Genomic DNA, 24,011 nt, shown 5'->3' on the forward strand with positions numbered 1-24,011 from the left:
GATTAATCGTTCAGGGTTAATCGCTCAAATTTAAGCGCTTACGCGTTAATTCCGCCTGCTTATCGAGTGCTTCAAATAAGGCGTTATAATCGTCGGGCATGGGGTACGAAGTCAGTTCATCGCCTGAAATAGACACCGCTGTTCCTGCTTCCATATCAAACGATTTTAAATACTCAACAAATTCGCGTTTCATGTCGGCAATCCCTTGGCGCATTTTCTGTTTCTCTTCTTCGAACTGGCTCATCATTTGTTTGCTGTATTCATCGAAACTGTCTGAGGTCACGGCTTTATAGTGTTTAAATGAACCCTCAACCGGGTTCACTTCTACACGGCCTTTGTTGAGGTAGACATCCACCTGATCATTTTCATCCTTAACCAGAAATTGAGTGCCTTTTACGCCAATAACGGCGGTTTTAGTGGAGACTCTTAGCCCTTTTGAATTGCCTCGTTTTCGGATATCAAACAGGACGGTGCCTTCTTCCAGGCTCAAAGACTGAAGCCCTTTCAGATGGATGGAAGATTTTTCCTGAAGCAGTACCGTTGATCCATCAATCAGCTGAATGACGGCATTTGAGTTTCTTTTGGTTCTCAGTACGTCCTGAGCCTTCAGGGCATCACCAACGGATGCACTGGCACCTCGTGCTTCACCTTGCTTGTTGAGAATTGCCTTACCTGATAGCTCCCTGATTTCACCTACGACCAGGTTTTCTGCAATGACAATCGGGTTGGGTTTGTTTTCGGAGGTTCCAAACGCTTTTTGTGGTGAAGCAGATGCACCGGCGGCATCGGTTTTTTCCAGAGTTGACGGGACACTTGAGCTTGCAAATACAGCTAAAGAGCATAAACAAAGCACTACTAGGGTCAGTAGTTTTTTCAGCATGGCAGTCTTCCTGACAGGTCAAAAAGTGGATAAATATACTGTTAACTTTAGACCAGTCCGATCCAGTGTCTAACCATATGATCGGCTAAAATTGCGCCAAATAATCCTAAAAGATACACAATGGAATATTTAAACAATTTTCGGGCTAAGGCATCGGTGCCTTCAATGAACAGTTGCCAGGCTAATTTAATGAATTTGAGGTTGAGGTAACTGACGAAAAGTAAGTAGACCCAGGATGAAAATTGAGTGATCCATGGCAAGGCTGTAACCAGTACCAACAAAATCGAATACAGCAGTATGTGCAGACGGGTAAATTTTTGCCCGTGTGTGACAGGCAGCATTGGCACCTGGGCTTTTTTGTAATCATCCACGCGGTAGAGGGCCAGCGCCCAGAAGTGAGGCGGGGTCCAGGTAAAGATGATCAGTACTAATAATAGTGCGTGGGCATTAATGGTTGGGCTGATGGCTGTCCAGCCAAGTAGGGGCGGGAGGGCACCGGCGATGCCTCCAATGGTGATATTCTGAGGTGTGATGGGTTTTAAAATTAATGTATACATCACGGCATAACCTAAAGTGGCCGCCAGCGTTAAGAGCAAGCAGAGTGTGTTTACATTCAGAAGCAGAAGCACCCCGGTGGATAATAAACCGGCTGCAAACAAGAGCGCTTTGACCACCGGGAGGTTTCCGGCCGCTACAGGGCGTTTACGGGTTCGGCGCATTTTCTGGTCTCGCCAACGATCAACCACATGGTTAATGACGGCGGACGAAGATGCACAGAAAGCAATACCGGTTAATGCAATGATCATGGTTCCCATCTGATTTAAGGTTGGGATGGACTCTAAGGCCAAACCCATTCCTACCATCGAGGTAATTAACATTACGGCGACAACCTTAGGTTTACATAACTCTAAATAATAATTAAAGATTGTCCTGTAAGAGGAATGGCTACCTGTTTGATTAATTGTGGTAGATAAGGCCATGCTCGATCTCCTTATGATGTACACCGTGAATCAAGTTGCTTGTCAGTATCCAAACCAACATTGCCAACAAGGATGCTGCAACCAGGTTATGGCCCAGTGCAACGCTCAATGGTAATAACAAAACCGCAGATAAAATGCCTAAGATGATTTGAGTGAATAACAGCACCAATAACCCGTAAGCTTTATATCGATTGCTGGTGGACGATTGTTTAAGCAGCTGATAGGTAAAAAAGAGTAAGGCAATGGTGGTCAATAAAGCGCCAAGCCGGTGAAAGTACTGTATTGAGACCCGGGTTTGGGCATCACTTCGCCCGTGTAAATAGGACTCGTCATCGTAATTCGGCAGTTCAAATGCTTTATTGATTGAAACGTCGGGCAGCCATTGGTTTTGGCACGTCGGAAAGTCAGGGCAGGCAAGCCCAGCGTAATTACTGCTCGTCCAGGCACCGAGGGTGATCTGAAGGACTAACAGGAAGAGCGCAGCCACCCCGGAAACTTTAGGAAATGAGCCAGAGGTTGAAAAAGAAACGGCGTTTTGGCTCGGCTTGCTGGCCTTAATGTAACTGGTGTTCAAAGACTTCAGCGCGATGAGTAAACAAAGTGTTGTGAAGCCGCCTAAAAGATGAAGAGTGACCACTGGCGGCCATAGTTTCAGTGTGACCGTCCACATCCCGAATAATGCTTGGGTGACTACTACAATACAGAGCGTGATGGTGAGCTTTTTCAATAATGGAGGTTTTTGGGTCTGGAATGCAATCCAGGTAAGAGCGAGAACTAAGATTCCTAGGCTGCCTGCTGCGTAACGATGGATCATCTCCATCCATGCCTGATGCTCTATGACAGGGGCCTGAGGAAATAAGGCTTCTGCTTGTTCAAGTGCTTCGGTGGTATCGGGCGGGATAAGTTGACCGTAACAACCCGGCCAGTCCGGGCACCCTAACCCTGCATCCAGCAGCCGCGTTAAGGCGCCAAGGCCAATAACAATAAACACAAAAATCAAACTGATATTAATGAGTCTTTCAAACATAGTTTTAACCCAGTTTGCTGTATTTGAGTAAACGCTTTATGTCTTGGAATATGTCTTTATGACTGGCGTTTTCGGGATAAATCATGATCAAATTGTTGAGTGGGTCAACGATCCCGGAAGCAACATCCGCACCTTTAGGCATGACTTGCCGAAGGCTGGGCTTCAAACAAACTTCGCCATTTTTCACTCGGTGAGATTCCCGACCGAGGGCTTGAATGATCTTTTCGAGTTTTTGATTGTTTGGGTTGATGGTCGCTGGATCTGTAGAAACGGAACAGGCACTGGTGCCCTTCGTTGCTTTAAGTGTAACTAATTGCCATTGTCCAACATTCAGGGAAGACTTATCTTGAATGTCCGGTTTCCCCTGATGGGTTAAAGGAATGACAGGAGATAACAGGTTGCCATTATGCTGGGGCTCCAGTTGTTGGTGAAAGTTACCAAAGAATAATACAAAGGCGGCAACCATAGGTGCTAATCCAAAAAATGTGATTAAAAATAAAGGCAATAATCGCATTCGGCTTACAGTGGTTTTAGTTTCCATATGAGTTACTCCTTCCGTGTTAATTGACTGAGCACTTAGCGCTTGAACGTTAAGTCGCTAACTTTTTATTGATCGTTGAGTGCTGATCTGCTTTTTTTCGGTGTATTGAACTGATGAGTAAGATGATCGCTGCTACTGCTGTAAGCAGAAACCATTGCACGGCATAACCCATGTGCTTTTCGGGGGCCATTTGGTTGTTAATCCAGTGGTTTGTGGTCAATGCTGTGTTGTGTGACTGCAATCTCAGGTAGTCAAGGCGTGGTTGATTTAAGGTGCTCAACAGCTCGGGATTGATTGCTTGTACTCGTAGGATGTCTTTGGTAAGCCATTCTGTATTGTGCGACGGGCTTCTGGTGGACAGCGTATGCTGCTTTAACGGCAGGGATACTTTGACATCCGAAGGGCGCTCCAGTGGCGGTATGACAGAACGTTGCGAGTGAGCTGGCACCCACCCTCGGTTAACTAATATCTTCTGGCCTGAACCCGAGGGTGAGAAGAATTGGATAACCTCATAACCGACTTTTCCATGGGCGTGCTGGTTGTCTAAGAGAATGATAGGTGAAGCAAGAAATTTACCGCTTATGAGCTGGACTTGTCGGTTCTGTTCGAGCTTCAACGCTTGTTCTTTTTGATCGGCCCGGTCGAGCTGCCAAACCCCGAGGCGAATGCCTAACGCAATAACCAGTAGCATGAAGATCCAATAAAAGGGGCGCACTTGCAGATACCAGTTTGCATTCAGCCAGCTAAACTGAATATTGATTTCTTTTATTGGGGTATCTTTCGTGTTTTTTAAAACCATTATTATTGTTCTGCTTATCGCTGTAATTGGAAGTTTATTCTGGTCTTTCTGGCATCTCGTTCGTCATCAGCAGCCAGGTCGTAAAGTGCTTCATGGCCTGGCTGTTCGGGTTGCGCTCAGTGGTTTGACGCTGTTAGCGATCTTTATATTCTTGTGGTCTAAATCGACCTGAAGTTATTCGTGTATGCTCTTCAATGAATTTTTTAAAGCACATACACAAACGTAAATAACAACAACCAAACTACGTCCACAAAATGCCAATACCAAGCGGCGGCTTCAAAGCCAAAGTGTTTTTCTTTGGTGAAATGCCCCTTGGTTAAACGCACTAACATCACGGCCAGCATAATGGTACCGATGGTGACATGAGCACCGTGAAATCCCGTTAGCATGAAGAACGTAGAGCCATAAATGCCCGATGACAGGGTCAGTTGCAGCGAGTTGTACGCCTCATCATATTCGTGAATCTGGAACCCAAGAAAAATAATGCCCAGCGCCACAGTGGAGGCCAGCCACAAAATGCATTTCTTACGGTGATCTTCTTTCAGTGCATGGTGAGCCAGTGTCAGGGTGAAACTGGAAGTCACTAAGATTACGGTATTTAAAAAGGGAATCTGCCAAGCGGGAATAGTGCCGCTGGGGCCAGGAAAGGTTTCTGGGTCCGGGTTGGTTAATAACGGCCATTGTGCGCTGAAATCTTGCCACAGCAGGTTGCTGATACCTTTATCCCCTTCGCCTCCGAGCCAGGGAACGGCGAGAGTTCTGACATAAAACAGTGCGCCAAAAAAGGCGGCAAAGAACATGACTTCTGAAAAAATAAACCATGCCATGCCAAGGCGAAAAGACTTATCCAATTGATGTGAATAAAGCCCGAGGCGGCTTTCCTTGACGACGCTGGCGAACCAACCGTAAATCATGTAAACGGTCAGCCCTAAACCGGCGAGCATGATCCAGCTGGGCAGGGCACTGGACTCTCCCATTTTGGAGGAGTGAAGCATCGAAGCCATGCCATAAATAAGCAGTACAACTGCGATGGTCGCAATGATCGGCCACTTGCTTTGGTGTGGCACATAATAATTGGGCACGTTGGAATTATGTATTTGGCTCATCAGATTTTTCTCCTTCAGCGAAGTTGGTATCTAATTCTTGAGCGGAGTCCTCTACAGAAACGCTTTCGATCGGGTAGAGGGAATAGGAAAAGGTGATGGTTGAAATATGATCTGGCAGTTCTTCGGATACCTGAAAGGTTAATCCCATTTCCCGGGTTTGCTGTGGGTCTAAGCTTTGTTGGTTAAAACAAAAACACTCCATTTTGGTCACGTAGGAGGACGCCTCCGAAGGCGATATGCTGGGAATGGCTTGCAAGCTGACCTTCTGATTGGAGGCATTACGCGCAAAGTAGGCGGTGGTTACCGGCTTGTTCAGCTCTGCTTTTAATGTGGCTGAGTCGGGATAAAAGTCTCCGGAAAATCCAGTCTGCGGGCTGGCAAGAAACTGGACTTTGACCAATCTTGCATTGCTCTGGGGCTGATTTTCAGTTACTTCCGCCGTTGGTACGGGGTTCAGTTCAGTTATATCTGAACGTTCGAACCCTTTCCCATTAATGCCGGTAATGTCGCAAAATACATCATATAAAGGCACTAAAGCGAAGCCAAAACCGAACATGCCTAATGTGATCACTGCCAATTTGGTTGGTAAGTTTTTAATCGCCATGATTAATCCACCTTTGGTGGTGTTTCAAACGTATGAAGTGGCGCAGGAGAAGGAATAGACCATTCAAGACCTTCTGCGCCTTCCCAAGGCTTTTGTGGTGCCGGTTCGCCTTTGCCTCGGGCACACTGAACAACTATGTATAAGAACAACAGTTGGGTTGTTCCAAACAGAAAGGCTCCAATACTGGTGATCATATTGAAGTCAGCAAATTGCAACGCGTAATCAGGAATACGGCGTGGCATGCCTGCCAGTCCGAGAAAATGCATTGGGAAAAACGTCAGATTCAGGCCGATGAAAGATAACCAGAAATGAAGTTTCGCCAAGGGTTCGTTATACATGTAACCAGACCACTTTGGCATCCAATAATAGGTCGCGGCAATGATGCCAAAAATGGCGCCAGGCACTAAAACATAGTGAAAGTGTGCTACCACAAAATAAGTGTCATGGTATTGAAAATCCGCAGGGGCAATGGACAGCATCAGGCCGGACAGCCCTCCGATGGTAAATAACACCACGAAAGCGATTGAAAACAGCATCGGTGCTTCAAAGGTCATAGAGCCACGAAACATGGTTGTGACCCAGTTAAAGACTTTTACACCGGTGGGTACGGCAATCAGCATGGTGGAGTACATAAAGAACAGCTCAGCCGCTGCGGGTAGGCCAACCGTGAACATATGGTGTGCCCAAACAATGAAAGACAGTATGGCAATGGATGCGGTGGCATAGACCATGGACTTATAGCCAAACAGCGGTTTTCTGGCAAATGCCGGAATGATTTGAGAAACCACCCCAAAGGCCGGCAAAATCATGATGTAAACTTCCGGGTGACCAAAAAACCAAAATATGTGTTGAAATAACACAGGATCGCCGCCACCGGCCGCATTGAAGAAGCTGGTACCAAAATGAATATCCATCAGCATCATGGTGACTGTGCCTGCAAGCACGGGCATTACCGCGATTAATAAAAACGCAGTGATTAACCAGGTCCAAACGAACATGGGCATTTTCATGAGGGTCATGCCGGGGGCTCTCATATTCAAAATGGTGGTGATGATATTGATTGCCCCCATGATTGAAGACAGCCCCATCAGGTGGACCCCAAAGATGAAGAACGTGGTACTCGGCGGAGCATAGGTGGTGGAAAGGGGCGCATAAAATGTCCAACCAAAGTTAGGACCGCCGCCTTCCATGAATAAACTGGAGAGGAGAATGGCGAATGCGAAGGGCATGATCCAGAAGCTCCAGTTATTCATGCGAGGTAAGGCCATATCTGGCGCACCAATCATCAGAGGAACCATCCAGTTCGCCAGCCCCACAAAGGCCGGCATGACAACCCCGAAGACCATAATGAGGCCATGCATGGTGGTCATCTGATTAAAAAATTCAGGATTAATGAATTGAAGTCCAGGCTGGAAAAGTTCGGCCCGAACCACAAAGGCCATGCCTCCGCCAATGAATAACATGACAAAGCTGAAAATCAGGTACAGTGAACCGATTTCTTTATGGTTTGTAGTGTACAGCCACCTTGTTATGCCTTTTGGGTGGCTTTCGTGGTGGTTGAGATCGACCTTAGTGGTTGATATGGATGATGTGTCCGTCATAGTGCACTCCCTGCCTGACTAGCGAAGACTGGTTACGTCTGAAGGTTGAACGGTTTCACCTGTATTCTGGCCCCAGGCATTTCTTTCGTAGGTGACAATTGCGGCCACCTCTGAATCACTGAGCTGTGGTGCGAACGCAGCCATTGCAGTGCCTGTTCGACCATGCAGGACGATGCGAATGTGGTCTTCAATCGACCCTTTGATTACCGGGCTGTTCTTAAGTGCAGGAAATACCGGGGGAAGTCCCTCGCCTTGTGCCTGATGGCAGGCCAGGCAATTTTTCTCATAAACGCTTTTGCCTAATGGCATCAGGCGATCCATGTCCCATCTCTGGGCGGCTTCTTCGGCTGCTTTGGCCAGCTTAAGGGCGGTTTCCTGCTGCTTGGTTTGAACCCAGAGATCGTATTCTTGCTGTTCAACAGCTTCGACAACGATGGGCATAAAACCATGGTCTTTCCCGCACAGTTCAGCGCATTGGCCACGGTAAGTGCCAGGCTCTTTAATGTAAGTCCATGATTCATTGATGAAACCAGGAATGGCATCTTTTTTAACGGCCAGTTCCGGCACCCACCAGGCATGAATGACGTCGTTGGAGGTGAGTAAAAAACGAATTTTTTTACCCACCGGAACCACCACCGGGTTATCTACTTCCAGAAGGTAGTTTTTGTTCTTTGTCTGTTGGTTTTGGATTTCTTCGCTGGGGGTGGTCAGTGTGGAAAAAAAATCGATGTCGTCATTGAGGTACTCGTAGCGCCATTTCCATTGGTAACCTGTGACTTTGATGTCTATTTCGGAGTCATCGTAATTGTACATGGCAAATACGCCTTCGGTGGCGGGTACCGCCATCACTACCAGTATCAGTAAAGGAATGACCGTCCAGATGATTTCCACTGTGGTACTTTCATGAAAATTCGCAGGTTTATAGCCTCGGGATTTTCTGTGATAGATGATTGACCACAGCATTACTCCGAAAACAATGACAGCGATGACTACGCAGATATAAAAAATAATCATGTGTAAGTCATAAACGGTTTCGCTGATGGGAGTCACGCCTTTCGGCATATTTGTTTCCCAATCTGCGAGTAAAGACGTTGGAAAAAAGAGGGCAGAGATCAGAAGTAAAAATCGAGAATAAGACCGTATTGCGACTGCTGTCATAAAGGTGTCTCCCTGATTACCTGTTACTCACGTTCCTTATGATTCTGGCTGTCTGTCCAACATATCCATTCAGCCAAAACTCCTTTTAAATTCTTATTGTGCAATTTTTAGTCAGTATAGACAGGGGCTTCGCTTTCACAAATTTGATTTGGAATATATTTCATTTTTTCCCACGCCTATATGCTATGTTTATGATAAGAAAGGACTTATTTTTATTTGTAAATTCGTGTTGAAATGTTATTTGGTTGGGGCTAATCATGCGCGTTTTCATCCTGTTGATTGTTGGGGTTGCAGCTTCCCTGAATGTGCCTGTTACGCAGGCGGGTGAGGTTCAATATCAGAAAGGAAGTGTTCTTACACCGGCCTCCGGTTCTATTTCCTATTCGGTGTCGAAAGGTGAAAAAGGAGAGAGTGAGTACCGTGAAGGTGAAAAGGCCAGATTAAAAAAGGATTTTAAGCGTGCTGAAAAGTACTTGTCTAAGTCCGCGCAGAAAGGGTATGGGCTTGCTCATTTTCGATTAGGCCAAATGTACGCAACGGGCAGGGGCAGTGTTCGTAGCCTGGTTGAAGCGCATATGCATTATAACCTGGCGTCTTATCTTGGCGTGGAAGACGGTCGTAAGGCCATGTTGGTGATGGAGCCGCAGTTGACGGAAGATCAGTTGGAACGAGCGATGAGAAGGGCTGTTTCTTACCGGGAGCGTTATCACTTGTAGAGAAAGTTATTCAAGAATGTCAGTTAAATGTTTGTTTGCTTGGATCTTTGTCTAAACTGTGGATGAACGACTGTAAATTGTTAGGATCGGCAGGAAGGAAAGGAACCGAGATGCTTGCCAGTGCAAATAATGCTGTGAAACCCAGACCAACCTGTTTACTGAAACAATTATCGACTTTGACTTTGTTATCTTGCTGCTCCGTTAGGGCGCACGCAGATCTTGAACATTCCCTGTTACCTACTTCAGCCAGTGTGTCGTTAATTTTTATTCTTATCTCTGCTCTGATTGTTCTGGTGGTTTTTTTATTAAAATCACTCAGGCGTAATCATGAACTCTCGTTGGCTGTTGACCGACTGGAGGCCTCAGAAAAAAGTTTTAAGCGATCTGAGGAGAAGTATGCTCTGGCATTTCATGCCAGTCCGGATGCGGTTCTCATAGTCCGTTATTCTGACATGAAAATACTGGACGTTAATGAAGGTTTTGAACGTTTGCTTGGATACCCTCAGCAGGAAGCCATTGGGAAAACCACCCTGGAGCTGGATTTATGGCAAGACCTGATGCGAAGGGATGTACTGCTTAGGCACGTTGTCGAGCACGGGGAAGTCAATAGTTGGGAAATGGGACTCATCACCAATGATGGAGACACCTTGAATTGCGAAATGTCCTCCAGCCTGATTAATCTGGATGGTGAAATGTGCTTATTGACCATTTTACGTGATATCAGTGATCGCAAAGCTGCAGAGCAAGAATTGAAACGCGTTAGTGCACTGTTGGAAGCGGCATTAGTGAATTCTCCGGTGGGAATAATCATCGTCGATGCACCTGACGGGCGCATTCGCTTGATAAATGAGTCCGCCCGCCGTATTCGTCAGTTGTCACACTCTCAGTATGTGGGAGGCCAGGAAGATCACTGTTTGATATTGGACGAAAAAGACAGGCCTTTGGTCGGTGATGAGTCCCCGTTGATGAAAGCGGCCAAACAGGGCGAACACACAATCAATAAGGAAATAAAAATTGTTTACCCGGACAAGTCGTATTGCTGGACTATCGCGAATGCTGCGCCCGTTATGGATGGTCAGAATCAAATAATAGCGGCGGTGATCGTTTACCTCGACATTACCGATATGAAGTCGGTTCAAAATGATTTACAGAACTTAAATCGGGATCTTGAAAAGCGCGTTGATGAGCGAACGAAAGCGATTACAGAAACCAACGTTCAGCTTAACCAGGCGATTAAACGGGCCGAAGTTGCTAACCAGGCCAAAAGTGATTTTTTAGCCAATATCAGCCATGAAATACGGACGCCGATGAACGGGATTTTAGGCATGACTCAGTTGGCGATGAATCATTGCAAAGATGAGCGACTGTTCAGATTCTTGAATAATATTGAAAAGTCCTCGGATGTCCTGATGCATATGATCAATGACGTTTTGGATTATTCCAGAATCGACAGTGGCAAAATGCTGATTGAGCATGCGCCGTTTAATTTAATGGAAATCATAGAGCAGCTTAATCTGTTTGCGAACAAACAGGCTGGCGAAAAGCTGTTGAACTATCACTTTGTTGCAGAGGATGATTTACCGGACTTTATTATTGGCGATGCTTCAAGGGCTAAGCAGGTTTTGGTGAATTTGTTGGACAATGCCATTAAGTTTACGCCCGAGGGGGAGGTCGTCTTATCGGTAGCCATAGACACGTCTTCTGATCTGGCTGAAAAAGTTATTTTTAAGGTGAAAGATACCGGTATTGGCATCAAGGAAGCCAATATTGCTGGCTTGTTTGACAGTTTTGCTCAATTGGACAGCTCCATGACCCGTCAATACGGTGGAACCGGGCTGGGGTTGGCATTGTGTCAAAAGCTGGCTCGCTTAATGGACGGTTCAATCGAAGTGGTCAGCAAAGAGGGTGAAGGCAGCACATTCAGTTTGATTATCCCGCTAATTTCAGAGGAGCCCTCTGCAGGTAAGATTTGGGATGAAGCCACTATTGAACAATCAGATCGAGATGAGTCTGAGGGGGTGGTGGGTCATGATCAGGTGATGAAGAGTAAGGACATCATTGAACATGTGAATCTAAACACTGACAAGGAGGAGAGCGCTGACCCTGTTAAAAGGGTGGCGCATTTTAATCTGCAAGAGCTAACTGAAAAGGTGGGTGGAAATGAGGCCACTATTCTGAAACTTCTGCTTATGTTTTATAAAGACTACATTGAATCGGAAAAAGTCATTGAGTCGCTTTTGGACGATGTTGCCTATGATGTTTCAACAAGCCTTGAGCAGTTGACCCAAGAGTTAATAGGGCGGGTGCATGCGTTAAAAGGGGTTGCTGGTAATCTGTGTAACGATTATCTGCATAATATTGCGAAGGATGTTGAGTCGGCATTAAGAGAGAAAGGAATAACGAACATCATCAAAGAACATATTCGCTCGTTGTTTTCGGTGGCGCAAAGAGAAGCAGGTGAGCTTGAAGTGTTTTTGTCCGCCATGCAGGAAGAAACTAAGGTTGGGGGTGAATCCAGTTCTGTGTCTGATAATGAAATTAAAGTTGAATTAATGCCGGTATGTAAGGCGTTACATGAACAAGTAGCGAATAACTTTATGATAGATAATGAGGACTTAGGCCGCCTTAAAGCCTTGTCTGGTCAATTAAATCTTGACCATATTGCAAACGGAATAGAGCACTCGTTAATGGCGTTTGATTACCAAAAGGCAGGAACCTTGCTGGAAGAGCTGGCTTTAAAAATTGAGTAATAGGATGTTTACAGACATAAAAAAGCCGAGAATAAATTCTCGGCTTTTTTATTAAAATCTGGTTGCGGGGGCCGGATTTGAACCGACGACCTTCGGGTTATGAGCCCGACGAGCTACCAGGCTGCTCCACCCCGCGTCATTGTGGGCGCTATTATAGGCATATCTTATGTGGTGTCAATGGAAAACTGAATTAATTGGACAATCTTTATTGGAAGTGACGAAAAGTTAAATTAATTCGTGCTTTGAGTGGCTTTTTTGATTTGGGTATCGAGTGTTGTAAATGACTTTGGCAGCCTTCATTCATGACCAAAGCAGAGTTATGAGCCAGGGGTAAAGAAAACATCTGTTTCGTTTCTGTATTCTTTCGAACGGCAAACATTCGTGGTTGGCCGAAAGAGACCGAAGTGATGATCGGGTTCTCTCCCAGTTCTTTTTCATTGTCACTGTGCCAACCCATGGCGTCGCAGCCATCTCGATAGAGGTTGCATAACACACCATTAAAGGGAATATTACAAAACTGGCTGACTTTGGCATTTAACCAGGACAGTTCTTTACCCCATTTTTTGGCGTGAAAGGTTCGTCCTGAGTACCGATATGAGACATTGGGCTCACCGTAGAAACATTGTAATCTGGGCGAAGGAATCTGCTTGCCAAAAATCATGATGTTTTCTTGTTGCCAGTCCAGTGTTTCAAGAAAAATCTCAAATAGATCATCTGCCAGACTATCTTCCAGGAAATGGCGATAGTAATCCAAATTACAGTGCTCTAGCTGAATCCGTTGACAAAACATACTGAACTTTTTTGATTGTGTGTCTGTTGAGGGCCATTTGGTCGATTTCGCCATTGTTAATGGCTCAAGGGATGAGCCCTTGGGATCTTAATATATCAACTGCGTAAGGCAAAACAAGGGCGGTGTATGCTCCGGTAAGGCCCATAGACAGGGCTGAGAAGGCGCCGCATTGGGGGCTGATTTCAAGTGCTTTGGCGGTGCCTACTCCATGAGCTGCAATGCCTATGCTCATTCCTTTGATTCCATCGTCATGCTCTCCGATCAGCTTGAACAAAGGTTCGGCAATAACGGCACCAATGACTCCGGTAATTAATACGAACGCGGCCGTTAAAGAAGGGATGGCACCAATACTTTCTGAAACACTCAGGGCAATTGGCGTGGTTACCGACTTTGGTGTCAAAGACAACAATACATCGTGGCTGGCATCAAAGCTCCAGGCAATCAAAACAGAAGCAAATACAGCCACGCTGCCGCCAATGATGACCGCCAGAAATAAAGGTACTGCCAGTTGTTTTATGCGTTCTCTGTTTTTAAAAAGCGGGATGGCCAAAGCAACAGTGGCAGGGCCTAAAAGCAGATGAATCGGGTAGTTGTATTTAAAATAGGTTTCGTAGGGAATTTCAAGCAAGGTTAAGGTTGTGATGATTGCGACGATACTTGTCATGACCGGCTGTAGGAGAGCTGTGTGATTAAATCGGCGATATAACGCTAAACACAAGTAATAGAATATCAGGGTGATGAATAAGCTAACGGCGGCATTGTTTTGGAGCCATGTGTATAAATCGGCCATTATTTTTGAATGTCCTTACGCGTTTGACTTTTAAAGAACAGACGAGTGAACAGTGAAATGAAAATCATTGTAAAGGCTGTTCCCACCAGCAACGCACAGGCAATAGCAATGGCCTGGCCTTTAATGAGTTCCAGGTATTGCATCACACCAACTCCGGCAGGAACTAAAAGCAGCGGTAAGTACATCAGTATTTTCTCACTGGTTGTAATCAAAGACGGCGGAGCTTTTCCTTTTAGAGTCAGGGCAATGAACAGCAATAACATGCCAGCCACAGACCCGGGAATAGGACTGGCCAGGAAATAGACGACAAGTTCACCTAAAATATAGAAAAAGAACAGAATTGAAATACCAAGTAACATAGCTTTACTGTTTTATAGTCGGAACGATGATTTTCTTTGAGGTCAATAATTATCACAGGATTTTAACCGTTCTAATTAAGTATGGACACTTAATGTATTTAATAAATGCTCTTACAGCAGTTAGTTTTTTGGGGAGTCGTCATAATGTCGCGTTTGGATTTAAAACACGTTCGTGTAGGAAATGAAGTTTTTCTTAAAACTCAAGTGCTTAAGAAGCTTTCAAATGAAATTGCTTTAATGGCACAGCACATGGTTGATTTGTATGCGAGCGGTCATGACGAGCTGGAGGTTGAACGAATCGATTTAATGATTAAACAGCGAGCGGAAGTTATCGCACAATTGACCGGAAACTAAGTCGCCAACTTCTTAAAAAGCGCCAGCTGTTGTCGCTTTTTTTGTAGGATTTTGGCTAACGATTGATCTATGATTGACCTATCTAATATTGGAAGTTGTTAGTAGAGGTGTATATGGATTACGAAGTTGTACTGGCGTTGGTCGCTATTGTTCTTTTTATGGCTGTCTGTGGGATGGTACTCAGAGGCCAGTGGGCTGACTATTGCTCAAGAGTGTTTAAACGGTCTGAAAAGAAAGCCCGCCGACAGGATAAAACCCACCACGCATAGTACCGTATCTGGTGTCAGGCTCATTGGCTGATATCGGTTCCGGCGTATTTTTGGCAATGGGCTTCGGCTTCGCTAACTATATAATTTAATTGTATTAAAAAAGGCCTTGTAAGATTAAGGCCTTTTTAGTGTGACGACAAAAAGCCAGCGCTTAACTGTCTTTGATGCTTTCGTATTCTTCGAGCGTCAACTCACGAGCCTCGTGCTCCAGCATGACCGGAATGTCGTCTTTGATTGGGTAAGCCAGTTTGCTTTTTTTGCACCAAAGCTCTTCCGTTAATTGGTGGTAGCTAAGTTGTCCTTGGCTAACCGGGCAGACCAGCATGGCAAGTAGTTGTTTATCAATCATGTTTAGAATCCTGTCTGTTACAGCAGTCTTGTTCTGTGCCGGGCACATAATCAAAGCCACCGTCACTCCATGGGTGACAACGACTTATTCGTTTTACAGCAAGCCAGCTTCCTTTCAATACGCCGTGCTTTTTTAGAGCAATGATCGTATATTCTGAGCAGCTGGGGTAAAAGCGGCAATTGTTACCCAACAGAGGGCTTATGCACCACTGATAGACGGTGATAAGCCCGATGAATAACTTACTGATCCAGTTACGCACGTTGCCAACGTGTGCCTTCACGAGTGTCTTCCAGCTCAATACCTTGGGCTTTCAGGTCGTCGCGAATCTGATCGGATCGGGCAAAATCTTTGTTTTTCTTTGCTTCAATTCGTTCTTGAATCAGCGCTTCAATGGCGTCATCGCTCAGGCCGCCTTCAGATTGGTTACCCCGTGATTTAAACCAATTTTCAGCATCGTGAGAAAGTAATCCAAGCAGCGAGGCCGACTTTCTTAATTGTGCCGCAACCAGGGATTTTTCTTCTGCTGATTCAGTTTTGTTAATTTGTTTTGCTAGGTTGTGCAATTCCGCAATGGCCATTGGGGTGTTCAGGTCATCGTTGAGTGCATCAATGAACGCTTGAGGCAGTTCAGCGGATTCAATTGAAGTGGAGGCCGGTATGTCTCTTAGCGCTGTGTATAAACGATCCAGCGCAGTGTAGGCCTGCTCAATCAGGTCAATGGACCAATTCAGTTGTGAACGATAGTGGGCAGATAACAGCGCAAAACGAACCACTTCCCCCGGAATTTCTTCAAGTAACTCTCGAACGGTGATGAAGTTACCGAGCGACTTGGACATTTTTTCCTGGCTGTTACTTTCTTTGTTCTGGATGGTGATGTAGCCGTTATGCATCCAATATTTTACGTAAGTTTCACCGTCATGGGCACAGGTGCTTTGTGCTATTTCGTTTTCATGATGAGGGAAAGTCAAATCCTGACCGCCACCATGAATATCAATGGTGGTGCCAAGGTGGCGTTCGATCATTGCTGAACACTCAATGTGCCAGCCAGGTCGGCCATTGCCCCATGGGCTGTCCCATCCTGGCTGTTCATCAGAAGAGGGCTTCCAAAGCACAAAGTCACCGGCGTATTGCTTGTAAGGTGCTACTTCAACCCGCGCACCGGCGAGCATGTCGTCCAGTGAACGTTTGGAAAGCTCACCGTATTGCTCATAGGCTTTCACGTTAAACAGTACATGGCCTTCAGCGGCGTAAGCAAAGCCTTTTTCTATCAGTCGCTCGATCATGTCGATCATTTGATCGATGTTCTCGGTGGCTCTTGGTTCAATGTCAGGCGTCAGTACATTCAATTGGTTGATGTCATCGCGATAGGCTTGGGCAAATTTGTCACTGATGACACGAATATCGACGTTTTGTTCTTGTGCTGCTTTATTGATTTTATCATCTACGTCCGTGATGTTGCGTGCGTAGGTCACTTTCGGGTAGTGATGCTGAAGCACTCGATACAGCGTATCGAAGACAACCGCCGGGCGAGCATTACCAATGTGTATGTAGTTATACACAGTGGGGCCACAGACATACATTTTAATATGGTCTGGGTTGCTTGGAGTGAATGCTTCTTTCTTTTGAGTCAGCGTGTTGTATACCGAAAGCGTCATTTGTTTTTTGTTTCCTGAATATATTCATCTGGCCGCTATGATAGCGAAGCCAATTAAGAGTTCAAGCGATGAGCTTGAAGTTTGGCCGTTACTGATCGTGGATTAGTATTCAGCAATGGCGCCTTTCCGATAGCCCTCAAACGCTTTGACCTTATAGGTGTTCGACGGTGTTTCTTTTTTCAGCTGTTGTGCGATGTGGTCGGCAATCCACTCTACCGTTGAGTCAGTGTCAATCAGGTACACCTGGTCTGAATTGATCGACAGTTCAAAGTGCCCCTGAGGAGCCTGATAGCTGAACTTGGTGCATGAGACCTGATTCTTGCTGGTTGTGGCAGCAATGTCTTCACGGGTACCGATGTAAATATCTTTAAATTTTTCAGCCCAAACTTGTTCTAACTCAGCGCTTCTTTGTTGGTTTTCATAGATCTCAATGGGCGATCTGTGTCCGTGGGCGATTCGCTGGCAGTTTCCTTCGTGTTTTTTCAAACCGTGGCTGTAGTGATAGAACGATCCCGCCAGGTTTTCGCAATACAGGTGCAGCTTAATACCTTTTACATTTTCCGGAAGCAGCGTTTTAATCCAGGTTTCAAGCAGCTCAGTCAGTGATTCGGTGGTGACTTCTTTATCTTCTAAAAATAAAAAGGCATCTTCAGGTGCGCTGGTGGATAAGTAGCGCTGACCGTTTTGCCATTCAATTTCAGTTTGTCCGTCCCCGAGGTCCGAAATGGTTAAATTGTCTGTTTGGGTGGCAATGATGAGCTTATGGTCTGCGTAGGTATCAATAAATTCTTTGATGAATTTTTTTACATGGCCAAAATCAAACAACATACCTTCGTCATTTAATTCGCCGGATAACTCACAATCAACCAGCCAGCTTTCTCCTAATAGGCCTCTTGAGCTATTAAGATACGAGAAATCAATGACAGTCAGTTGGTCAACAAAAAGGGTTTTCATTCTTTAAACAACACACGCAGAAAAAAGGTTGGTAATCATACCGTAATCGACAGGTTTTGTATTCTGTTTCATCACTTGTCGAGATTAGATCTTAGTCGGTTTACAGTGGTTTTGGCATAAAAAAAGACGCCCGTAAGCGTCTTTTTTCTGAACCGGGCCGCTAAATTATGCGAAATTTTGAGCAGCGAAGTCCCAGTTAACCAATGCCCAGAAACCTTTCAAGTATTCTGGACGTACATTGCGGTAGTCAATGTAGTAAGCGTGTTCCCAAAGGTCGACAGTGATCAGTGGTGTCACGCCTTCTTCAGTGATTGGCGTACCCGCATTAGACGTGTTTACGATGTCTAAAGATCCGTCCGCTTTTTTCACCAACCAAGTCCAGCTTGAACCGAAGTTGTTGACTGCTTTGTCGTTAAACTTCGCCTGGAACTCTTCAAAAGAACCGAATGCTGCATTGATTGCATCTGCCAACGCACCTGTTGGTTGGCCGCCACCGTTTGGTGATAGGCTGTTCCAGTAGAAAGTGTGGTTCCAGATTTGTGCTGCGTTGTTAAATACGCCGCCTTCAGAAGTCTTGATGATTTCTTCAAGAGTTTTGTTCGCTAGATCAGTCCCTTCAACAAGACCGTTTAGCTTCTGAACGTATGTGTTGTGGTGTTTGCCATGATGGAACTCAAGTGTTTCCTGAGAAATATGTGGTTCCAATGCATTAATTTCATAAGGTAAAGCAGGCAATTCAAAAGCCATTTTAACTCTCCATATCAAGTCACGGTTTAAAAGTGCCATTGAGCCGTTGTGTAGTTGTGGTGGTCTCCGGCATATGTGGTGGCGATAGTACCACCGTTTAAAATTCTAATCTATTCATGAAAAAAGTGTGGTTTTTATTCATTCATATCGCCAAAAGTGATCTTACCGCAGTTAGGCAGGTTTTCGATCAATTTCCAGGTCATCAATTGAGCGGGCGTATAAACTCCACCGCTTCTTTCGTGCTTTAGCAAATACAGCGCAATATGAACGGCGGCATCCACAGTAAACCGATAAATGTCCGGAGTAGAAACCCTGGCGGTCATGGTTCTGCCATTTTCTGATGTTCCCCTCGCCCAGAAATGGCTTTGAGAGGATGCTTTATAAGTTGAGTTGAGGAACAAGCGGTCGATGGCTTTAAAAAGGGGTTGGGTTCTGAATATGCCGGGAAGCCAGTTTAATAGTTGCAGGAGGGGAATAAACTGTTTTGAGGTTGCAAAGTAGCTTTTTACATTCGGGCAGCCTGTACTGCTGTTGATCGCAATCAAGTCGCCCGTAGGAACTTGGCTGACACGTTTTTTTCTGTTTCTGAACAGTACTTGACGCGCTCCAATTGTATAGGGCGCAGCATTGGGATGGCCGTTGTGAATTTCTATGTTGCCTCTGGTGAGGCGTTGTATGGTTGACTTGATGCTACCCGACGAAAACTTGTGATCGATGTCGTAGGCAACCTCAAGAGACGCCAATGACGTTAGATTGTGTTTGATACTGCCTGCCAAACATTCACCGGGTATACACTCGGCACCTATGCCGGCGCAAATTACTGAGTGGTTTTGGCTTGCAAGTGGTTTAAGTGCCTGAAGATTGGAAAGCGTGCTGAATTGACCTCCTACGTCCAGGTAGTGGCAGTTTTGGGCGATGGCCGCTCGTACAGCAGGTTCAGGGTTGTCAACTAATGACCCGGCGCAGTTCAGAAACAGTTCTGTGGATTGGAGGTGTTTCTCGATGGTTCGGTTGTTAATAAGGTTGAAACATAGGTAGGGAAGGTTCGTTCTGCTGGCCAAAGCGATCAGTTTTTTTTCATCTCTTCCTGCTAAAAGTGGTGCGACCCCTTTGTTAACCAGTTCGTTAATAACTGCTTGGCCTATTTGCCCATAAGCGCCATAGACAATTATTTCGATGGTTTTTGTCATTGATGATTCCGAAAATGAGGGCTTAATAAAAGAGTATGAATACCACAGTTTTCAGGTTGATTTCGAGAGGAAGATATTTTTTAAACTCGGTATACTTGTCCCGGCATTATACGTTGATAATAAACTTTAAGCATTTAGCCTAACAATAGGAAATAGTTAATGGCTCACGATGATTTATTGGATTTAAAGGCTGAAAGGGACGATTGGCAAAACAACGCGCCTTCAGATCGCTCAAGTAAAAAGAAAGGGAATAAAGCGCCTGCGTCGTCCGGCGGGAATAATACCGGGCTGATTATTATCACACTGGCTTTGGCCCTATTGCTGGGGGCTATGGGGTATTGGGTTGCCGGTCAGTTTAATCAGGTTTACGGACAGTTTGATCGTGTCACTCAGCAGTTTGAGCTGTTATCTCAAAGAGTTAAAACACTGGAAGGTAAACTGGATTTGTCGAATGATACTATGTCCAGTTCTGATGCGGCTGTTCGTGCGACATTAAAGGAGCACGGTTCTGAAATTCGTAAGCTTTGGGGCGTCAGTTATGACACCAATAGAAAAGCAATTAAAGCGAACAAAACGGCGTTAACCTCATTAAAAAGTACTGCAAATCAGCTTCAGAAAGAAAGTAAGAGCCTGGCTTCTCAAATAAAAGAGGCGGAAGCGCAACTGACCGCTTTGTCAAAGCAGTTGGGAAGTATGGACTTTAAAGGCTCCATTGCAAAACTCAGAGAAAGCCAGAATAGCCTGAAAGAAATCCAGAGTAAGTCTGAACAGAAACTGGCTTCCTTATCTGAAAAAATGAAACCCATTTCGTCAACACTTGAAAGCCATCGGGCTGATTCGGTTGCTCAATCCAAGAAAATCAAGGAACTGAATGACGAGCTGTTAAGATCTATAACGGATATTCAGATTCAGTTGAATGATGAATCGCTGAAGAAACGAGTGGATAAACTGTCTGGTCTGATTGATTCGATCGATAAAAACAGAAGTCGGGTGAATGCTGAATTGGTTAAACTTTCAAACCGGGTGAATGAGCTTCAAAAAGCTGAGACAAAGTAAAGCGGGTTCATTTGGGTAGCTGAGAACTTGACTCAGCTACCTTTCTTAAGATCAGAAATTAGGACTTTTTATTTAAACGGTCGAACTTGGTAACAAGGGATTCAGGGTACTTTTTCTTGTTACTTTTGTTGAGGACAAAAACAACCGTTTCACCATTGGCTCCGTAGCCAATTTTAGCGTGACGATACGCAGCTTCGCCTGTTTTACGAACGGCTTTCATATCTTCCAGTTCGCTGAACACAAATGTACGGCCATGTAGGTTCATTTCTGCATAGAAGTTTTCAGCTGGTGCAAGCTTTCCGTCCAACAACTCCACGCTAGGAATACCTTCACGTTTTTTCTTGTCTTGCTTGGTCAGCCCGAAAACCATTGTTTCGCCGTTCGGGCCTGCACCAATTCGAGTGTACATGTAGGCTGTGTGGCCGTGTTTCAGAAAATCCTGGTACAATTTAAAATCATAGAAGGTGTAAATTCTGTTATCTTTGTGTACTTCAAACAGCTGGCCGTTTCGCTTATCTTCTTGTTGGATTTGAGCAGTCGTTTGATTGTCTGACGTACTCTCTGGCGTAGTTTGGCAGGCTGCGGTGAATGCAATCGATGTGGTTAATAATGCAATTTTTAGTGATTTCATATTAGTCTCCTATTTCAATTGCCTAATAGGCTAAGACCGGTGTGTTTCAAAAAGATGACAATAAAGGCGGGGGAAGACTAAAAATGGAAGTATGGACAGCTCTGAAATCTAAAGTCCATGAGTATCGATCTGTTTCAGATCAGAGTCTCTACATAAGAACATGCCTTGAAACGTCCCGGTCGGCAAGCTTGCTCGACAGCCTCGAAGTGTTGGTTTCAAGTGCTGCCAGTGCTTCTTCTTCTGCTTCGTTTTGGTTGGGGTATCAGGTGGCGATTCAGAAGCTCTTCGGACATGTTCTTGAAGGTCAGCTTGCTTCATTTGTTGTCAATGAGAAAAAAAGCCCGGTTCCCAAGCATTGGCAAACTTCGCTGAATAAGCAGGGGCCTGATGCGCTGTTGGAGTTACAGGGAGCTAAAGATTTTGTGACGGCGGATGATCAGATCGAGGCGTTGCTCGTAGCGGCCAACCTGAAAATGACCAGCCTGAAAGTGACCCCTAATGAAAATCAGAACGAACAAAAACCGGAGTGTAAGGTGGCCTTAATTCCCTGCCAGGCTAAGGGGGTTCAACTGACCGAATTTGATGGTATGCCGGTTTTTAAAGATCTTAAAAAAGCCAGGTCGGTGTTTGATCGCGTGCACGTAGCTGATCAGGGTTTATTGCCTGGCGATGGTTATGACCTTTATGTGAAGCCTTTCAGGGTTGTTGAAGACTTTTATGTATCTGCTTCGTTGCTTGGTTATGTTTCCAGGCTGCTAATTATTTCTGGTGAATTGAAGCAAGAAAATAATCTTATTGTGGAGCAGCTGAATACGCTGTTTAAGGCGTTGGCTGAAGCAGAGCGGGATTTATTATTGGTAATGCCTGAATGCCAGACGACCTCGTTCCTGTTTGAGACTGTGCTTAGAGATATCAGCGCTTTTATTTCGGAAATGGTGCTGAAACACAAAGATGATGCCGGATGGGAGGGGTTGACCGGGGATCTGATGGTTTTGAAAATAGGAGAGAAAGCCCGATCCATTCGTTATGATCGGGCCTCTGAGCGCCTTACTTGAGAAACATTATCTGAAATTGGTGTTGTTCAGATTACTTTGAGAAATGCTGGAAACTGAGTTATTGGTTACGCGAGAAGATATGTTGGCGTTCACTCTCACCCCAGAAGCGTTAACGGCACCAATGTTATTCAGACTTGAAGAGCTGCCTCGGTTGTGAGATGTACTGAGCAGTTCTAAGGTTTCACGAATTCTTTCGTTCAGATCTTCCTGGTCAATAATATCGGTCAGACCTTCGGTGTCTTCGTCGTCATTTCTTTCAATATCTTCAAGAACACTGGTGTCCGCAATTATGTCTGCTGTTTTTAATGTTGTGGTACTTACGCCACCAGCGGCAGTTGCATCAAGAGCACCTAACACAACAAGATCAGACATCTCGTCGGCTTCCAGAGCTGATAAACCGATATTGCCCGTTAGTGGGGAAGGTTGCTGATTGTCGGCTTTTTGAATCGCTTCAACGATGTCCGAGCTGTAGTAAGAATCAACTTGCCGGTTTGGAGGGATGTAGTCACCGTAATACTCTTCCGGAACCTGCTCCAAAGCGTCACTGGCATTTTCGGATTGTTGAGTTTGGTCTGCAGACTCTACAATTTGTTCTCTTTCTATTTCTTTCTGTTGAAGTACGGCGGTTGCTTCCGGATCATTTTTTTCTATGACCGATATAGACTCTTCTGAAAGCAGACTGTCGTCAATGACAGGGTTGTTCTCATGATTTACTTCAGGCGCAGGCTGTAGTGTTGTTTCCTGGCTAAGTTGCTGTTCTATTTCTGTTGGGTTTTCCGCAATCGCTTTAGGCTCTGGCGTGCTGAGTTCTGAATTAGCTATTGTTTGTGGCTGAGCTGTAAGCTCGGCGGATGATTTCTGTCCAGGGTTAAGAGGCTGCTCGGCAACGACCGGTTTGCTGTCTTGCACGACAACCACGGGTTGCGCTTGTTCATTGTTTTGCTGGGTTTCAGTCTGGTGTTGATCGCCTGTTTGAGGTGCTGAGGACTGTGCCGCCAGACCTTCTTTGGATTCTGATGGTTTTTGGTTGTCGGCAGGCTGTACCTTGGAGGTATTTTCGACCAGAGCTTCGGCTTCAGTTTTTTCTTGTATTTTAGGTTGGGAAGCGAACTGATTATCGGTGTCACTTTCATTTAGGCCGGCGTCTTGAGTACTTGAGTCGCTGGACTGATTGGTACCTTCGGTGGATACTTCTCCAATGACTTGGGCTGAGACTTCTTCTTCGGAGGAGGGTTCACTGTCGTCACTGCCAGGCTTTTTTACAATTACAATGGTCAGTTCTTCGTCATCAAGTTCAATGCCTGCTTCTTTGACGGCTTCTGCAATCAGTTTATTAAGCTCTGCCTGTTTTTCTGCAGTTAACTTTGATTTGCCGTCTGCACCGTAACTGCTGGTGGCTGATAGCCCAAGAATGATTGACAATGCCGTTGTCTGATAAATTTCTTTGGTTAGAAATTTCATATCCATGCCTAAGATGAGATTATTTTTATTGTTAATTGTTAAGTAATGTTAATAAATTCTGTACGAATCTCAACCAAAATTCGCGATATTGGCGGTAAAATGTGAACAAGCTCCATAAACTTGCTCAATACCATTCTTTTAGTTGGTTTTAGTTGTTATAGTTTCCGTTACAAAATAACAATAAAAGTC

The 24,011-nt window shown here is 45.1% G+C and carries 27 protein-coding genes and 1 tRNA gene; 7 read left to right on the top strand and 21 right to left on the bottom strand.

Annotated features, from left to right (window positions below; translation table 11 throughout):
- Positions 1 to 16: 16 nt before the first annotated feature.
- From ABD744_RS01790 to ABD744_RS01810, 5 genes are read right to left on the bottom strand one after another with little or no spacing between them, the layout of a single operon-like run.
- Entirely contained in the window at positions 17 to 880 is an 864-nt protein-coding gene (locus ABD744_RS01790) for a FecR family protein (protein WP_344794846.1), read from the bottom strand.
- A 47-nt stretch (positions 881 to 927) separates the two neighbouring features.
- Entirely contained in the window at positions 928 to 1,860 is a 933-nt protein-coding gene (gene cyoE / locus ABD744_RS01795; RefSeq protein ID WP_344794848.1) for a heme o synthase, read from the bottom strand.
- Complete coding sequence (locus ABD744_RS01800) at positions 1,838 to 2,887, bottom strand: COX15/CtaA family protein (RefSeq protein ID WP_344794850.1); 1,050 nt, start codon at positions 2,885 to 2,887, stop codon at positions 1,838 to 1,840. The genes cyoE and ABD744_RS01800 overlap by 23 nt, the downstream gene beginning before the upstream one ends.
- A 4-nt stretch (positions 2,888 to 2,891) precedes the next feature.
- Positions 2,892 to 3,428 carry a hypothetical protein gene (locus ABD744_RS01805; protein WP_344794852.1) on the bottom strand — a complete coding sequence of 179 codons (537 nt, stop codon included), beginning with the start codon at positions 3,426 to 3,428 and terminating at the stop codon, positions 2,892 to 2,894.
- 49 nt (positions 3,429 to 3,477) lie between these two features.
- The gene (locus ABD744_RS01810) at positions 3,478 to 4,227 is read right to left on the bottom strand and encodes an SURF1 family protein (RefSeq protein WP_344794854.1); all 750 of its coding nucleotides are present in this window, start codon (positions 4,225 to 4,227) and stop codon (positions 3,478 to 3,480) included.
- Between ABD744_RS01810 and ABD744_RS23130 the strand changes: the two genes are divergently transcribed.
- A complete protein-coding gene (locus tag ABD744_RS23130; RefSeq protein ID WP_425562109.1) occupies positions 4,211 to 4,399 on the top strand; it encodes a DUF2909 family protein in 189 nt (62 codons plus the stop codon). The genes ABD744_RS01810 and ABD744_RS23130 overlap by 17 nt on opposite strands.
- A gap of 31 nt (positions 4,400 to 4,430) precedes the next feature.
- Here ABD744_RS23130 and ABD744_RS01815 read toward each other — a convergent pair whose 3' ends face one another.
- From ABD744_RS01815 to coxB, 4 genes are read right to left on the bottom strand one after another with little or no spacing between them, the layout of a single operon-like run.
- Complete coding sequence (locus ABD744_RS01815) at positions 4,431 to 5,333, bottom strand: cytochrome c oxidase subunit 3 (RefSeq protein ID WP_344794856.1); 903 nt, start codon at positions 5,331 to 5,333, stop codon at positions 4,431 to 4,433.
- Positions 5,317 to 5,937 carry a cytochrome c oxidase assembly protein gene (locus tag ABD744_RS01820; RefSeq protein WP_344794858.1) on the bottom strand — a complete coding sequence of 207 codons (621 nt, stop codon included), beginning with the start codon at positions 5,935 to 5,937 and terminating at the stop codon, positions 5,317 to 5,319. The genes ABD744_RS01815 and ABD744_RS01820 overlap by 17 nt, the downstream gene beginning before the upstream one ends.
- A gap of 2 nt (positions 5,938 to 5,939) precedes the next feature.
- Complete coding sequence (gene ctaD / locus ABD744_RS01825; RefSeq protein WP_344794860.1) at positions 5,940 to 7,538, bottom strand: cytochrome c oxidase subunit I; 1,599 nt, start codon at positions 7,536 to 7,538, stop codon at positions 5,940 to 5,942.
- Between the two features lie 18 nt (positions 7,539 to 7,556).
- On the bottom strand, positions 7,557 to 8,696 hold the full coding sequence (gene coxB, locus ABD744_RS01830) for a cytochrome c oxidase subunit II (protein ID WP_344794863.1): 1,140 nt from the start codon (positions 8,694 to 8,696) through the stop codon (positions 7,557 to 7,559).
- 257 nt (positions 8,697 to 8,953) lie between these two features.
- On the opposite strand from coxB, the gene ABD744_RS01835 reads away from it, so the two are divergent.
- Together ABD744_RS01835 and ABD744_RS01840 are read left to right on the top strand one after the other, a co-directional pair.
- Positions 8,954 to 9,412 (top strand): SEL1-like repeat protein, encoded by a 459-nt coding sequence (locus ABD744_RS01835; protein ID WP_344794865.1) that lies wholly within the window; start codon positions 8,954 to 8,956, stop codon positions 9,410 to 9,412.
- Positions 9,413 to 9,522: 110 nt separating this feature from the next.
- Complete coding sequence (locus tag ABD744_RS01840; RefSeq protein ID WP_344794868.1) at positions 9,523 to 12,162, top strand: ATP-binding protein; 2,640 nt, start codon at positions 9,523 to 9,525, stop codon at positions 12,160 to 12,162.
- 59 nt (positions 12,163 to 12,221) lie between these two features.
- On the opposite strand, the gene ABD744_RS01845 is transcribed toward ABD744_RS01840, so the two are convergent.
- The 4 genes from ABD744_RS01845 to ABD744_RS01860 form a co-directional block, all read right to left on the bottom strand.
- Positions 12,222 to 12,298: transfer RNA gene (locus ABD744_RS01845), tRNA-Met, on the bottom strand.
- 69 nt (positions 12,299 to 12,367) lie between these two features.
- Complete coding sequence (locus ABD744_RS01850) at positions 12,368 to 12,952, bottom strand: alpha-ketoglutarate-dependent dioxygenase AlkB family protein (RefSeq protein WP_344794870.1); 585 nt, start codon at positions 12,950 to 12,952, stop codon at positions 12,368 to 12,370.
- A 64-nt stretch (positions 12,953 to 13,016) separates the two neighbouring features.
- A complete protein-coding gene (locus tag ABD744_RS01855) occupies positions 13,017 to 13,742 on the bottom strand; it encodes an LrgB family protein (protein WP_344794872.1) in 726 nt (241 codons plus the stop codon).
- Complete coding sequence (locus ABD744_RS01860) at positions 13,742 to 14,101, bottom strand: CidA/LrgA family protein (protein WP_344794874.1); 360 nt, start codon at positions 14,099 to 14,101, stop codon at positions 13,742 to 13,744. Before ABD744_RS01860 ends, ABD744_RS01855 begins: the two co-directional genes overlap by 1 nt.
- A gap of 144 nt (positions 14,102 to 14,245) precedes the next feature.
- Here ABD744_RS01860 and ABD744_RS01865 point away from each other — a divergent pair, with 144 nt between their 5' ends.
- Both ABD744_RS01865 and ABD744_RS01870 read left to right on the top strand, forming a co-directional pair.
- Complete coding sequence (locus ABD744_RS01865) at positions 14,246 to 14,455, top strand: hypothetical protein (RefSeq protein WP_344794876.1); 210 nt, start codon at positions 14,246 to 14,248, stop codon at positions 14,453 to 14,455.
- Between the two features lie 113 nt (positions 14,456 to 14,568).
- Positions 14,569 to 14,724: a hypothetical protein gene (locus ABD744_RS01870; protein ID WP_344794878.1), complete on the top strand. Its 156-nt coding sequence runs from the start codon at positions 14,569 to 14,571 to the stop codon at positions 14,722 to 14,724.
- A gap of 151 nt (positions 14,725 to 14,875) precedes the next feature.
- Here ABD744_RS01870 and ABD744_RS01875 read toward each other — a convergent pair whose 3' ends face one another.
- The 6 genes from ABD744_RS01875 to ABD744_RS01900 form a co-directional block, all read right to left on the bottom strand.
- Complete coding sequence (locus ABD744_RS01875; RefSeq protein ID WP_344794880.1) at positions 14,876 to 15,073, bottom strand: Trm112 family protein; 198 nt, start codon at positions 15,071 to 15,073, stop codon at positions 14,876 to 14,878.
- Positions 15,066 to 15,353 carry a membrane protein insertion efficiency factor YidD gene (gene yidD, locus ABD744_RS01880; RefSeq protein WP_344794882.1) on the bottom strand — a complete coding sequence of 96 codons (288 nt, stop codon included), beginning with the start codon at positions 15,351 to 15,353 and terminating at the stop codon, positions 15,066 to 15,068. Before yidD ends, ABD744_RS01875 begins: the two co-directional genes overlap by 8 nt.
- Complete coding sequence (gene cysS, locus ABD744_RS01885) at positions 15,325 to 16,728, bottom strand: cysteine--tRNA ligase (protein ID WP_344794884.1); 1,404 nt, start codon at positions 16,726 to 16,728, stop codon at positions 15,325 to 15,327. The genes yidD and cysS overlap by 29 nt, the downstream gene beginning before the upstream one ends.
- 102 nt (positions 16,729 to 16,830) lie before the next feature.
- A complete protein-coding gene (locus ABD744_RS01890; RefSeq protein WP_344794886.1) occupies positions 16,831 to 17,682 on the bottom strand; it encodes a 6-pyruvoyl trahydropterin synthase family protein in 852 nt (283 codons plus the stop codon).
- A gap of 165 nt (positions 17,683 to 17,847) precedes the next feature.
- Positions 17,848 to 18,429: a Fe-Mn family superoxide dismutase gene (locus ABD744_RS01895; RefSeq protein ID WP_344794888.1), complete on the bottom strand. Its 582-nt coding sequence runs from the start codon at positions 18,427 to 18,429 to the stop codon at positions 17,848 to 17,850.
- Between the two features lie 134 nt (positions 18,430 to 18,563).
- Positions 18,564 to 19,619, bottom strand: a complete 1,056-nt coding sequence (locus tag ABD744_RS01900) for a saccharopine dehydrogenase NADP-binding domain-containing protein (RefSeq protein ID WP_344794890.1) — start codon at positions 19,617 to 19,619, stop codon at positions 18,564 to 18,566.
- Positions 19,620 to 19,778: 159 nt separating this feature from the next.
- Between ABD744_RS01900 and ABD744_RS01905 the strand changes: the two genes are divergently transcribed.
- Entirely contained in the window at positions 19,779 to 20,675 is an 897-nt protein-coding gene (locus ABD744_RS01905; RefSeq protein ID WP_344794892.1) for a hypothetical protein, read from the top strand.
- A gap of 58 nt (positions 20,676 to 20,733) precedes the next feature.
- Here the strand turns inward: ABD744_RS01905 and ABD744_RS01910 are convergent, their stop codons facing one another.
- On the bottom strand, positions 20,734 to 21,306 hold the full coding sequence (locus tag ABD744_RS01910; protein ID WP_344794894.1) for a hypothetical protein: 573 nt from the start codon (positions 21,304 to 21,306) through the stop codon (positions 20,734 to 20,736).
- 83 nt (positions 21,307 to 21,389) lie between these two features.
- On the opposite strand from ABD744_RS01910, the gene ABD744_RS01915 reads away from it, so the two are divergent.
- Complete coding sequence (locus ABD744_RS01915) at positions 21,390 to 22,361, top strand: hypothetical protein (RefSeq protein WP_344794896.1); 972 nt, start codon at positions 21,390 to 21,392, stop codon at positions 22,359 to 22,361.
- A 6-nt stretch (positions 22,362 to 22,367) separates the two neighbouring features.
- Here ABD744_RS01915 and ABD744_RS01920 read toward each other — a convergent pair whose 3' ends face one another.
- Positions 22,368 to 23,822, bottom strand: a complete 1,455-nt coding sequence (locus ABD744_RS01920; RefSeq protein ID WP_344794898.1) for a hypothetical protein — start codon at positions 23,820 to 23,822, stop codon at positions 22,368 to 22,370.
- Positions 23,823 to 24,011 lie beyond the last annotated feature (189 nt).

The organism is Litoribacillus peritrichatus, from assembly GCF_039537985.1.
GTDB classification, from domain to species: domain Bacteria; phylum Pseudomonadota; class Gammaproteobacteria; order Pseudomonadales; family Litoribrevibacteraceae; genus Litoribacillus; species Litoribacillus peritrichatus.

Coding starts and splice junctions, on each gene's coding strand:
- ABD744_RS01800 (WP_344794850.1), bottom strand. CDS start 2,887: ATGTTTGAAAGACTCATTAATATCAGTTTGATTTTTGTGTTTATTGTT.
- coxB (WP_344794863.1), bottom strand. CDS start 8,696: ATGACAGCAGTCGCAATACGGTCTTATTCTCGATTTTTACTTCTGATC.
- ABD744_RS01870 (WP_344794878.1), top strand. CDS start 14,569: ATGGATTACGAAGTTGTACTGGCGTTGGTCGCTATTGTTCTTTTTATG.
- ABD744_RS01840 (WP_344794868.1), top strand. CDS start 9,523: ATGCTTGCCAGTGCAAATAATGCTGTGAAACCCAGACCAACCTGTTTA.
- ABD744_RS01915 (WP_344794896.1), top strand. CDS start 21,390: ATGGAAGTATGGACAGCTCTGAAATCTAAAGTCCATGAGTATCGATCT.
- cysS (WP_344794884.1), bottom strand. CDS start 16,728: ATGACGCTTTCGGTATACAACACGCTGACTCAAAAGAAAGAAGCATTC.
- ABD744_RS01835 (WP_344794865.1), top strand. CDS start 8,954: ATGCGCGTTTTCATCCTGTTGATTGTTGGGGTTGCAGCTTCCCTGAAT.
- cyoE (WP_344794848.1), bottom strand. CDS start 1,860: ATGGCCTTATCTACCACAATTAATCAAACAGGTAGCCATTCCTCTTAC.
- ABD744_RS01810 (WP_344794854.1), bottom strand. CDS start 4,227: ATGGTTTTAAAAAACACGAAAGATACCCCAATAAAAGAAATCAATATT.
- ABD744_RS01905 (WP_344794892.1), top strand. CDS start 19,779: ATGGCTCACGATGATTTATTGGATTTAAAGGCTGAAAGGGACGATTGG.
- ABD744_RS01815 (WP_344794856.1), bottom strand. CDS start 5,333: ATGAGCCAAATACATAATTCCAACGTGCCCAATTATTATGTGCCACAC.
- ABD744_RS01865 (WP_344794876.1), top strand. CDS start 14,246: ATGTCGCGTTTGGATTTAAAACACGTTCGTGTAGGAAATGAAGTTTTT.
- ABD744_RS01910 (WP_344794894.1), bottom strand. CDS start 21,306: ATGAAATCACTAAAAATTGCATTATTAACCACATCGATTGCATTCACC.
- ABD744_RS01820 (WP_344794858.1), bottom strand. CDS start 5,937: ATGGCGATTAAAAACTTACCAACCAAATTGGCAGTGATCACATTAGGC.
- ctaD (WP_344794860.1), bottom strand. CDS start 7,538: ATGACGGACACATCATCCATATCAACCACTAAGGTCGATCTCAACCAC.
- ABD744_RS01900 (WP_344794890.1), bottom strand. CDS start 19,619: ATGACAAAAACCATCGAAATAATTGTCTATGGCGCTTATGGGCAAATA.
- ABD744_RS01805 (WP_344794852.1), bottom strand. CDS start 3,428: ATGGAAACTAAAACCACTGTAAGCCGAATGCGATTATTGCCTTTATTT.
- ABD744_RS01920 (WP_344794898.1), bottom strand. CDS start 23,822: ATGAAATTTCTAACCAAAGAAATTTATCAGACAACGGCATTGTCAATC.
- ABD744_RS01850 (WP_344794870.1), bottom strand. CDS start 12,952: ATGTTTTGTCAACGGATTCAGCTAGAGCACTGTAATTTGGATTACTAT.
- ABD744_RS01790 (WP_344794846.1), bottom strand. CDS start 880: ATGCTGAAAAAACTACTGACCCTAGTAGTGCTTTGTTTATGCTCTTTA.
- ABD744_RS01875 (WP_344794880.1), bottom strand. CDS start 15,073: ATGATTGATAAACAACTACTTGCCATGCTGGTCTGCCCGGTTAGCCAA.
- ABD744_RS01890 (WP_344794886.1), bottom strand. CDS start 17,682: ATGAAAACCCTTTTTGTTGACCAACTGACTGTCATTGATTTCTCGTAT.
- ABD744_RS01860 (WP_344794874.1), bottom strand. CDS start 14,101: ATGTTACTTGGTATTTCAATTCTGTTCTTTTTCTATATTTTAGGTGAA.
- ABD744_RS01855 (WP_344794872.1), bottom strand. CDS start 13,742: ATGGCCGATTTATACACATGGCTCCAAAACAATGCCGCCGTTAGCTTA.
- ABD744_RS01895 (WP_344794888.1), bottom strand. CDS start 18,429: ATGGCTTTTGAATTGCCTGCTTTACCTTATGAAATTAATGCATTGGAA.